Source organism: Endozoicomonas sp. ALE010 (assembly GCF_049310165.1).
Classification (GTDB): domain Bacteria; phylum Pseudomonadota; class Gammaproteobacteria; order Pseudomonadales; family Endozoicomonadaceae; genus Endozoicomonas.
In genome coordinates this window covers 241264-251665 of the sequence record NZ_JBLYNV010000002.1, presented here as the reverse complement: position 1 = coordinate 251665, position 10402 = coordinate 241264, and the positions used below count along the sequence as shown (strand labels likewise).

At 49.0% G+C, this 10402-nt stretch carries 8 protein-coding genes and 1 rRNA gene; 1 reads left to right on the top strand and 8 read right to left on the bottom strand.

What is annotated here, in order from left to right; all coding sequences use genetic code 11:
• Positions 1–1031 (bottom strand): 16S ribosomal RNA (locus ACO6UY_RS02145); the annotation flags it as partial.
• Positions 1032–2233: 1202 nt separating this feature from the next.
• Here ACO6UY_RS02145 and ACO6UY_RS02140 point away from each other — a divergent pair.
• The gene (locus ACO6UY_RS02140) at positions 2234–3121 is read left to right on the top strand and encodes a hypothetical protein (RefSeq protein WP_422488911.1); all 888 of its coding nucleotides are present in this window, start codon (positions 2234–2236) and stop codon (positions 3119–3121) included.
• 133 nt (positions 3122–3254) lie between these two features.
• On the opposite strand, the gene ACO6UY_RS02135 is transcribed toward ACO6UY_RS02140, so the two are convergent.
• From ACO6UY_RS02135 to aroE, 7 genes are all read right to left on the bottom strand, one after another.
• Complete coding sequence (locus tag ACO6UY_RS02135) at positions 3255–5030, bottom strand: ankyrin repeat domain-containing protein (protein WP_422488909.1); 1776 nt, start codon at positions 5028–5030, stop codon at positions 3255–3257.
• A gap of 179 nt (positions 5031–5209) precedes the next feature.
• Positions 5210–6100 carry a ParB/RepB/Spo0J family partition protein gene (locus tag ACO6UY_RS02130; protein ID WP_101747000.1) on the bottom strand — a complete coding sequence of 297 codons (891 nt, stop codon included), beginning with the start codon at positions 6098–6100 and terminating at the stop codon, positions 5210–5212.
• A 3-nt stretch (positions 6101–6103) separates the two neighbouring features.
• Entirely contained in the window at positions 6104–6913 is an 810-nt protein-coding gene (locus ACO6UY_RS02125) for a ParA family protein (RefSeq protein WP_422444529.1), read from the bottom strand.
• A gap of 16 nt (positions 6914–6929) precedes the next feature.
• The gene (gene rsmG / locus ACO6UY_RS02120; RefSeq protein WP_422444527.1) at positions 6930–7604 is read right to left on the bottom strand and encodes a 16S rRNA (guanine(527)-N(7))-methyltransferase RsmG; all 675 of its coding nucleotides are present in this window, start codon (positions 7602–7604) and stop codon (positions 6930–6932) included.
• A 126-nt stretch (positions 7605–7730) separates the two neighbouring features.
• On the bottom strand, positions 7731–8585 hold the full coding sequence (locus ACO6UY_RS02115) for a hypothetical protein (RefSeq protein ID WP_422444525.1): 855 nt from the start codon (positions 8583–8585) through the stop codon (positions 7731–7733).
• Positions 8586–8791: 206 nt separating this feature from the next.
• Positions 8792–9484: a YiiX/YebB-like N1pC/P60 family cysteine hydrolase gene (locus tag ACO6UY_RS02110; protein WP_422444523.1), complete on the bottom strand. Its 693-nt coding sequence runs from the start codon at positions 9482–9484 to the stop codon at positions 8792–8794.
• 79 nt (positions 9485–9563) lie between these two features.
• Complete coding sequence (aroE, locus tag ACO6UY_RS02105) at positions 9564–10388, bottom strand: shikimate dehydrogenase (protein WP_422444521.1); 825 nt, start codon at positions 10386–10388, stop codon at positions 9564–9566.
• Between the last annotated feature and the right edge of the window lie 14 nt (positions 10389–10402).

Genomic DNA, 10402 nt, shown 5'->3' with positions numbered 1-10402 from the left:
TTCGCAGGATGTCAAGGCCAGGTAAGGTTCTTCGCGTTGCTTCGAATTAAACCACATGCTCCACCGCTTGTGCGGGCCCCCGTCAATTCATTTGAGTTTTAACCTTGCGGCCGTACTCCCCAGGCGGTCTACTTATCGCGTTAGCTGCGTTACCCGTCGTACAAGACAACCGACAACTAGTAGACATCGTTTACGGCGTGGACTACCAGGGTATCTAATCCTGTTTGCTCCCCACGCTTTCGTACCTCAGCGTCAGTATCAGGCCAGAGTGTCGCCTTCGCCACTGGTGTTCCTTCCTATATCTACGCATTTCACCGCTACACAGGAAATTCCACACTCCTCTCCCGTACTCCAGCCACCCAGTTTTGGATGCAGTTCCCAGGTTGAGCCCGGGGCTTTCACATCCAACTTAGGTGGCCGCCTACGCACGCTTTACGCCCAGTAATTCCGATTAACGCTCGCACCCTCCGTATTACCGCGGCTGCTGGCACGGAGTTAGCCGGTGCTTCTTCTGTGGGTAACGTCACAGCTGAAGGGTATTAACCTTCAACCTTTCCTCCCCACTGAAAGTGCTTTACAACCCTAGGGCCTTCTTCACACACGCGGCATGGCTGCATCAGGCTTTCGCCCATTGTGCAATATTCCCCACTGCTGCCTCCCGTAGGAGTCTGGGCCGTGTCTCAGTCCCAGTGTGGCTGATCATCCTCTCAGACCAGCTACGGATCGTCGCCTTGGTAGGCCTTTACCCCACCAACCAGCTAATCCGACGCAGGCTCATCTGATAGCGAAAGGCTCGCTTCTTATAAAAGAAACGGGTCCCCTCCTTTCCACCGCTCTTGAAGAGCTAGTGCGTATGCGGTATTAATCCGAATTTCTCCGGGCTATCCCCCACTACCAGGCAGATTCCTACGTGTTACGCACCCGTCCGCCGCTCGTCAGCGAAGTGCAAGCACTTCCTGCTACCGCTCGACTTGCATGTGTTAGGCCTGCCGCCAGCGTTCAATCTGAGCCATGATCAAACTCTTCAGTTTAAATCGTTTTGTCATTTTATTCCGGAGAACAAAACAACGGCTCAATGTCACAATTAAACGTACATGAATTTACAGGTATGTTCGCTTGATCAATTAAGCATCTTAAAGTGTTCAAAGCCGAAGCTTTGTTACCGATGCAATCGCACAAGCGCCCACACGAATTGTCTGATATCTTGTTAAAGAACTGATTAAATCGTGGTGATTTAATCGCTGATTCAGCAGTCAGTGCCGATCAGCAAGGCCGCCTATCTTACCGTGGCGGCTTTCGTTGTCAAGCGATCATTTTCAGAAGAAGAAAGAAGCTTTCCAACTCGCTAACGTTGCTCTCAAGCCCTATCAGCGGAGGCGAATCTTACCGCGCCAGTTTGATTTGTCAACCGGTTGTTTTCGTTCATTTCCAAACAACCTATTTTCAAACCGCACTTCCCGTTCAGCGATGATGATTCATAGTGCTGATCCGTGGATGACCGTTTGGGTCAGTCCGTGGAAGAGAGGTGCATGATAGAGAAATTTTGACTTTAATCAATAAGCGACAGTCGTTTTACGTACAATCACCTAGAACAACCGATTTGATAAAATATTAGGTAGTACTTATGAGCCAGTCTATGAACACACCGCCCGTTTGATTGGCTGCGCCGGACTCAGGAATTTTTCACGACAAAAATATTACTGCCTGAAACTTTTCATCCTGTTTCATGATCCAAAGGGCTTGAACGTGATAACAGGAAATTCAAATGCAAGCCGCCCAGTCATTTACTGCAATGCTTTCTGGTAGAGCCCTCCCTGACAATCCAGCGACAAATAATTCCTCTGGGCTTCCTCCTGATCTCATCAACACTTTTTTCCACCATGGTGTCAGGATTATCACTGAGCTGCCCCCATCGTACCTAAATGTAGAACGTTGTAGCAGGGATCACATCCTCGGAGACATAGTCCAATGCTATCAAGGGCATTTACTGTGTCGTCATTGCGTACACCATGAGCAGTATAAACAACCAAACTTCCCCCCGGGTGATTTATCTGACTACCGTTGCCCTATAGATAAAGACGCCCTTTTTCCGGACACCAATTCAACCCGGGAAATCAAATTTGTTTATCAAAGTCAATGCCCTTCAAACACCACCTATGGAAACACTGGTTGCCCATGGCGCGGGTCTTATAACGATATCAAGGGTCATCTCGACAGATGTGAAAATATTCCCATGAAAGACAGGATAAGAATGCTGCAACACGATATTTCAGAGGATTCCCGAAGGATAGATCAGCTTGTTGATGAGATAAAACAGCTGGAATGGCTACTCACAAAGCCACAACCATCTATCCAAAACAGGATGGCATCACTGGATAAAGGTATGGAGTTAATGAAACAGCAAATGCAACAAATTACCCGGGAATTTAACGAAAAACTTCAGGCGCTGAGAACGTCTCCCAGTACCTCGTTACCGCCTGACTTTAAGCAACTCTACAATAATATAGAATCTCAGACTGAAGAAAATCGTCTCGCTATTGCTGATATCAAAAACGACATTACCAATGCACTTCAATTGATGAGTCAACTCAGGGATGTTGATCCCGCTACTTTGCGTCAGGTGGCTGGAACCCTTAAAGTCAATGCCTTACAGGACAAAACAGCATCCTGGAACGGTACCCTGGTGTGGAAGATTGATGGATTTGCAGCCAAACGGATGGAGGCGATCAATTGCAACCCGGAGTCCATCTATTCACAGCCATTCTGTACCAGCGAATTCGGGTATAAAATGCGAGCAAGGGTCTACCTGAATGGTGATGGATCAGGAAAAGGCACCCATATCAGCTTGTTTCTGGCTTTAATGAAAGGTGACTATGATGCCATTCAGCGTTGGCCGTTTCGACAAAAAATTACTTTTATGATCCTCGATCAGTATGGTGTAGATGACAAGTTTGACGCTTTCTCCCCCGACCCGAATTCCTCATCTTTTCAACGACCAATAAAGCCAAGTAACATTCCCTGTGGCAACCCTCAGCTCCTGGCACTCTCCAGGCTGGAACATGGATACGTTAAAGATGACACCATGTTTATAAAGATTGTTGTAGATACCAGTCAGAGATGACACCCTGCCGAGGGATTAAATGAACAGTCAGTAGAGATATTAGAAAGCTCCCATTGTTGCACAGAGGCGTTCTGTAACACGCGTTGCCATTATGCAATCAGGAACACCACCAGAGGTTCATAATGCGTATATATCATCCGGGCTCTTCCACTGAACCCGTTTCACCAAGTAATCTCTTAAGCAGCTGTTCATTTTCAACCGATAACTCACAAGCCAGCTCCTGTTGATGTTTGCAAATCGTTTTATGAAGTTCTTTGTGTGACAGCAGCAGTTGCCGCAATGATCCAAGCCGATGTTCTAAAAGCCAGTCGTACAATCGAATATCTGAATAGTTAATTGAGGGATTGTCTTGAGAATCTTCATCTTCATCCTCATCACTGTCTTCAATATCAGAGTCTATCCCCTCGTCACTATCAGTTCTTGCAAAACGACGTCTGTCAGGCTCCAACCTTACCCTGATAAAATCACTGGTTGGTGCGAAGAACATAGCTTCCATACGTTTCATAAATGTATCGGTGCACGATTGCATAACAGGCTCATAGGGCAGGTAAATGAAAGGCTGAAGACTCATCCCTGCGGGGTGCTCAGCCCTGGCTTGTGCCAGCAAGTCACCAAGCTTCACTCTATTGTGTTCACTCAAATAGCTGGCAATCATTTCGACCGTATCATCAATAAGATAGAAAACATCCGGATAGCCTTTTAGCAGTCTACCGATATCCTCTGCCCGGGTTTCCACCAATGTGTCCGAAATAACGCCTTTCAGAGCGTCAATGTTTTCTGGAAAATGGTATTTGTAGGCAACTTTCAGGACGTAACTGCACAATTCCAGCTTCAGGCTAAACCCGCTATCTTCTTCATCTTCTTCTTCGCTATCTTCATATTCTTCAAAGGTACTGAAACACACCCCAAGCAATGACTGACCGTCACCATCAACACCATTCAGGGCCAACCCTTCTTTTATCCAGTAGAGAAGTACTTCGATATCACGACGGAAGGACTTGATAGTCATTTTACTGACAAAAAGCGATGCTTCACTGGTGAATTTACTGATATCTAATCCATGAATGGCAAGCAACCCCAGTTTTTCGCTATCAAGCCTGCGATCTTTGATCATTGTCGTCATCGGAATGTATTGGACACGATTGTCGACGTCACCGGTACTGGCTCCTGCCCGCAATAAAAGCACGGCCATAGCATTCCAGGAAGTTGAGCTCAACGCATTAGACAGGGCTGTTTCGTCGTTGTTGTTCAATGCATCAAGGATTTCGGGATTTTCCCTGACTTTCTTCAACAATATGGCCATAAGCTCCCGGGTAGCACCAACGGAGCAGGCAGTGTGTAATGGCGTTTGGCCCAATCGATTCTTGGTCAGCGAAGCCCCATGACTCAAAAGCCAGATAACCACGATATCTGGATGAACCGGGTACAGAGGCCGATCCAGACTATTCCTCCGAAGGATACAGCTCGCTTTACAAAACTGGTGCACCAGGGTTTCCCCTGCAAAGTCAATGGGCTGATTGATATCAACCCCATCCTGACTCAAATACCATTGCAGTTTCTTCAGAATATTTGGGTCATGCACGGACAGTGGCGAATACCAGTACACCGTATCATGGGGCCCATATACAGATGTTTGGCATATATTGCGGACTTGTTTGGCGTAAATATCAATGACCCTGTTCTGTAACAGCGTATCTAATTCCTGAATGTCAGCATTGTCGCGAAACAGCATATCGCACTGGCATAGTGGGGAGCGGATCAATTGTGTTGTGGGGTTTTGGCACACGACCGACTGACCATTGAATTCCCCTGCATTGCCAGACTGCATTGACAGGTGGTCGCAAACCACAACGGGAAAGGGAAGAACCGATTTGAAGGCCGTAAGATCCCCAAGAGAGACGGTATTCATAATAAATCTTCCAAAGTGCGTTTTTTGTGAATTTCAATCAACAGCAATCCATTTGAAAAAGCGCAGGTCGATCATTGAATATAACCAGATAGCCAGTCTGGTATAAGCTGGGAGATAATCAAGTATTATGCTTGGGATGCGCCCCGGGAAAGAGCGCAGAGGAGATCAAAAAGCGGTATTTACTGGATATGGGCCAACACGCCATCAAGCTCATCCAGTGAATTGTAGGAAATGACCAGCTTGCCTTTTCCTTTGGCACTGCACTGAATGGCGACCCTGGCTCCTACCTTTTCAGACAGCTCATCTTCAAGCTGCTTTATATTAGGGTCAAGCCGCTTAACGGTTTTTCCGCCTTTTTCCTTTTCCTGCTGGATTCGGCGAACTAGTGCTTCCGTCTGACGCACAGACAATCCTTTTGCGGTAACAGTTCGGGCTACTTCTAACTGATCCAGTTCGCCCAGGGAAAGCAACGCTCTGGCATGGCCCATTTCCAGGTCGCCATATTCCAGCATTTTCTTTACTTCAGGGTTCAGGGCCATCAGTCGCAAGATATTAGCAACGGCAGCCCTGGACTTACCGACGGCCTGGGCCACTTCCTGCTGGGTCAGTTCGAACTCTTTTTGCAGTCTGGAAAGTGCAATCGCTTCTTCAATTGGGTTCAGGTCTTCCCGCTGGATGTTTTCGATCAGTGCCATGGCAATGGCAGCTTCATCGGGAACATCACGAATCAGGGCAGGAACGTCCGCAAGGCCTGCCAGCTGTGCTGCACGCCAGCGACGCTCACCGGCAATGATTTCATAGCGATTCTGCCCGGCCGGACGAACCACGATAGGCTGCATGATGCCCTGTTCTTTAATACTTTCAGCCAGCTCTTCCAGGGCATCAGGGTGCATGTCTCGGCGGGGCTGGTACTTGCCACGCACCAGAAACTCAACGGGCAGGTCTTTCATTGTCCCATCCAGTGACTCTTTGACCGGTGATGGCCCGGCAAGATCATTGGACAGGGATGCCGGTAGCCTGGCGCTTCCCAGCAGTGCATTCAAGTTAGTACCGAGACGTTGTTTCGCCATGGGTCAGTGAGTTCCTGTTTTCCTTGTCGACTTGCCGTTAAGCCCCTTGATGTCATGCTTGCGTACCAGCTCGCCGGCCAGGGCCAGATAAGCCACCGCACCACGGGAGTTCCGGTCATAGGCCAGTACCGGCTTACCATGACTCGGTGCCTCGGCAAGTCGAACATTACGGGGAATCACGGTTCGATAGACCTGATCACCAAAATGGTTGATGAGCTGTCTCGATACTTCTGTGGTCAGCGTCATCCTCGGGTCATACATGGTGCGCAGCAGACCTTCGATGTGCAAGTCGGGATTGATGGTTTCCCTCAGGCCTGCAATGGTTTCCATCAGGGCAGTCAGACCTTCCAGTGCATAGTATTCGCACTGCATCGGAATAATCACCCCACGGGCAGCCACCATGGCATTGATGGTCAGCATGTTCAGAGAGGGAGGGCAGTCGATCATGATAAAGTCGTACTGATCTTCAACCCTGGCAAGCGCCTCATGGAGTCTGGATTCCTTGCGGTCCATCTCCATCAACTCAACCTCTGCTGCCGTCAGGTCGGCGTTTGCCCCCAGAACATCATAACCGCCATCCCGGGATGGCAGGATTGCCTGTTCGATATCACAGCGCCCGGTCAGTACATGGTAAACGGACCATTGCTGAGCATGTTTGTCGATTCCGCTGCCCATGGTGGCATTCCCCTGGGGGTCAACATCAATAAGCAGTACCCGCTGCTTACTGGCCGCCAGGGAAGCCGATAGGTTAACGCAGGAAGTGGTTTTGCCAACCCCCCCCTTCTGATTGGTTACCGCCAGAATTTTAGCCACAGCCGTTTAATACCATTCAATGCCTGTTACGCAAAATGACAAGATGACGATCGCCGTCTGTACCCGGTACCTTTAAAGGCTCACAGCCAACCAGCTCAATTTCGTGACGATCCATCAATTCCTTCAATTCTTCTTCAGGATATAGCCCTTTCATGGCCAGATAAACACCTGAAGGCGATAATAAGTGTTTTGTACCATCTACCATATTAACCAATGAGCTGAATGCCCGTGAAGTAATGGCGTCAAAAGGCACATCCACCTGAAAAGACTCTACGCGGGAATTAGCAACTGCCAGGTTATTGAGCTGAAGGTCCAGTTTTGCCTGAAGCATGAAGCGGGTCTTCTTGCCATTGCTGTCCAGTGTCGTGAATTGTTTATCGGGGTACATAATCGCCAGCACCACGCCAGGCAGCCCGGGGCCTGAGCCTACATCCAGAATCGCCTCACCGGAAATATGGGGAACAATACTCAGACTATCCACAATATGCCTGAAGACCATCTCTCTGGGATCACGAATGGCGGTAAGATTGTAGGCTTTATTCCACTTGTTCAGCAGCAGAACATAGCGGGTCAGCAAATCCGCCTGAACCGGGGACAAATCAAGATTGAGTGATTTGGCACCCCGGCCAATGTCGTTCTGTAAGGTCTGAGCCAGGGAGTGGTCGGTTAATGATGATTGGGAAGCGTTCATGGATTCCTTCAGCCAGCGGGTGGTAAGCCTTGCAGTAACGATAAGCTATCTGGATGCCGTCTGGCTCTACTGATGAGAATAGATAACTGATCAGTCTATTTCATAACTTTGATAAAATCGACGCAATCATTCATTCATCGCCTGCAGGGATGCCTGTAAGCCGGCCAACTGTCCTTTTACTTTTTGATAGGCTTCATAGGTTTTGATGGTTTCTGCCAGCCTGGCATCTCTCTCAAGTGGCTCTTTGTCCGGATCATAAACAGCGGTTACATTTTTCGCTAACTCCAATGCCTTCATTGCTTCCACGCAAATACTGACGTTATTGGGTAATCTCGTTGCAGGTTGAGCCACAGGCTGCTGACCATTAGCATGTCTGCCATGATCCTTTGCCACCTGTGCATTAACAACCTCCGCCTGTACATTAACAATCTCCACCTGTTTTCCCAGTTGTGCCGCATAGTATCCAACAAGTGACCTTTTCAATGCACCGCAGCGCATGGCCGTGGCGTAGCAAACCACATCCTGGGCCTCTTTTGAATCGATATCCACCCGGGGGACACAGGTTGCCCATGTACGCTCCATTTTCGAACACTCAAGTCGTAATTCGAGAATAGCGTCGGTCAGCTGTGTTTTTTTCTTCCGTCGTGCAGCAAGCTCATCCGGCGGATTACATTCTGTTGAACTCTCAGGGGCCTCTGCCCCTGCTGGCTTTTCATTTTGCTCCTGAACACAAGCCTGAGGGGGAGAATCATCAGGCACGTCAGGCAAGGTAATGCTGAACTCCTCCAGTTTTTTGGGTGCAGCATTTTGGTGTCTGGCGGAAGGAATATAGGGGACAACATGTTGCGGCACGGCAGGAAGCATATCGATTATGTCATCATCATCTGGATCACGATTCATAACATCATGAGCCACAGCCATCAGATCCTGCATGACAGCCTCAAAGCCAGGAATAGCCAAAGCGGGAAATTCGGGTGCCATGGAACTACCTCATTCACAAACTGAAAATTATTTTCTCTCTGCGCGCAGACATTCACTTTTTAGAAAAGTTTCAACAGCAGTAATAAGGGGGATTGTGTGGTTGCCACAGATTACCCGCTGACTGATTAAATTAAGACAGGAGTCTATCAGGCAGGAAATAAAATAAGGTTAGATTAAAACTGGTGCCGATCTGATCAGAAAACGGTTCAGGCCAGAGTTGACCCAGGCTCCAGGCTGCATAAATCCTGACAACTTTTTGCTGGAAGTGATCCAAGACTATTAATGGACATTAGCTTGTCGGAGCAGGAGAGCAGCGCCGGATGTGAGCCGGGAAGCCCTTCCGGGATCTTCTGGCCAATGGCTTGATAATGGTCAATCCAGAACGGCATCAGCTCTCCGGTTGCCATATCCCGGAAACTCATGGGTGTTTCTTCAAACAGGAAAATGCCTTTATTGGCATGGCGAAACGCATGGACAATTAATTCACTGCAATACCAGCTTTTCTGGTGCTCTTCCTGATTCTGACGGTAGTGTGGATCATAGGGTACCGAAAGCTGCTGCTCTGCAAACGCCAGGGCATCCGGTACCAGTGCCGAGAAACTCGATGCCAGCCGACAGACCAGGACACACGGTCGGCCATGGTTGTCTAAAACTGAGCTGCTGACAAAGTCATCCAAAGCGGTTTTCTGCACCCGGGGCATTACAGCTTCTATAACCATACCATCACCGTCGTAGAGTGCGACATGATTAATGGCTGCACCATCCCGACCCGCAAAGAGTCGGCTGATAACCCATTCGGCTTCACCACCTGAGCGCAGTTGAAAAAGCAGGTCACCCGGCAAGAGGTCTTTGGCGATCACATTGGCTGGCATCACTGTGACTGGTAGCGCTTTATCCATAACGTATCCAATACCTGAAAATCATCCCATATAGCAGAACAGGCAATATAAAGAATCATGTTCAGGAGTATAGAACCTGTCAGGCCATTTCATTCCGCAACAGGTCAAGTACCTGACGGGTATCAGGACGGACACCACGCCAAATGGCAAACTGCTCGGCCGCCTGTTCAACCAGCATACCAAGCCCGTCAATGGTTTTACCTGCCCCCTGCTCACGACACCAGCGATTGAAAACGGTTTCGTCGGCACCGTACATCATGTCATAACAGCAGGTGTTCTGATCAATAATATGGCCGGGTATGGGCGGTATCTCTCCCTGCAGGCTGGCAGCGGTGCCATTGATCACCAGGTCAAAACGGCCCTCTATATCGTCGAATCCACAGGCAGAAATGGCTTTATCCGTAAAGAGTTCAACCAGCGTATCAGCCTTGCTACGGGTTCGATTGGCAATCACAACCTCAACAGGTTGCTCGGCCAGCAGGGGCTCAAGCCCCCCTCTCACGGCACCACCGGCCCCCAGAATAAGTACCCGAGCGCCTTTAATGGTTACACCGTTATTTGCCTGGAGATCTGCCACCAGGCCAAGCCCATCGGTGTTGTCCCCATGCAGCTGGCCATGTTCCTGCCACAAGGTGTTTACCGCCCCAGCTTTTTCTGCTCGTGACGTTTTCTTCTGCGCTAACTGCCACGCCTCTTCCTTAAAGGGTAAGGTGATACTTAACCCCAGATCACCGTTTTCAAAGAATTCATCAATCGCTTTTTTAAAGCCGCCAACGTCAACCAACAGGGCGGTGTAACGCAGACTTTGGTCAGTCTGATCAGCAAACAGTGTGTGAATGACCGGTGATTTGCTGTGGGCAATAGGGTTCCCCATTACTGCATACGTGTCTACTGGCCCAGCCATGATTCAGACCCTCT

What these genes read in the sequence shown, in the direction of transcription:
- ACO6UY_RS02140 (WP_422488911.1), top strand. Translation starts at nt 2,234, where the DNA reads ATGAAAGACAGGATAAGAATGCTGCAACACGATATTTCAGAGGATTCC.
- ACO6UY_RS02135 (WP_422488909.1), bottom strand. Translation starts at nt 5,030, where the DNA reads ATGAATACCGTCTCTCTTGGGGATCTTACGGCCTTCAAATCGGTTCTT.
- ACO6UY_RS02130 (WP_101747000.1), bottom strand. Translation starts at nt 6,100, where the DNA reads ATGGCGAAACAACGTCTCGGTACTAACTTGAATGCACTGCTGGGAAGC.
- rsmG (WP_422444527.1), bottom strand. Translation starts at nt 7,604, where the DNA reads ATGAACGCTTCCCAATCATCATTAACCGACCACTCCCTGGCTCAGACC.
- ACO6UY_RS02115 (WP_422444525.1), bottom strand. Translation starts at nt 8,585, where the DNA reads ATGGCACCCGAATTTCCCGCTTTGGCTATTCCTGGCTTTGAGGCTGTC.
- ACO6UY_RS02110 (WP_422444523.1), bottom strand. Translation starts at nt 9,484, where the DNA reads ATGGATAAAGCGCTACCAGTCACAGTGATGCCAGCCAATGTGATCGCC.
- aroE (WP_422444521.1), bottom strand. Translation starts at nt 10,388, where the DNA reads ATGGCTGGGCCAGTAGACACGTATGCAGTAATGGGGAACCCTATTGCC.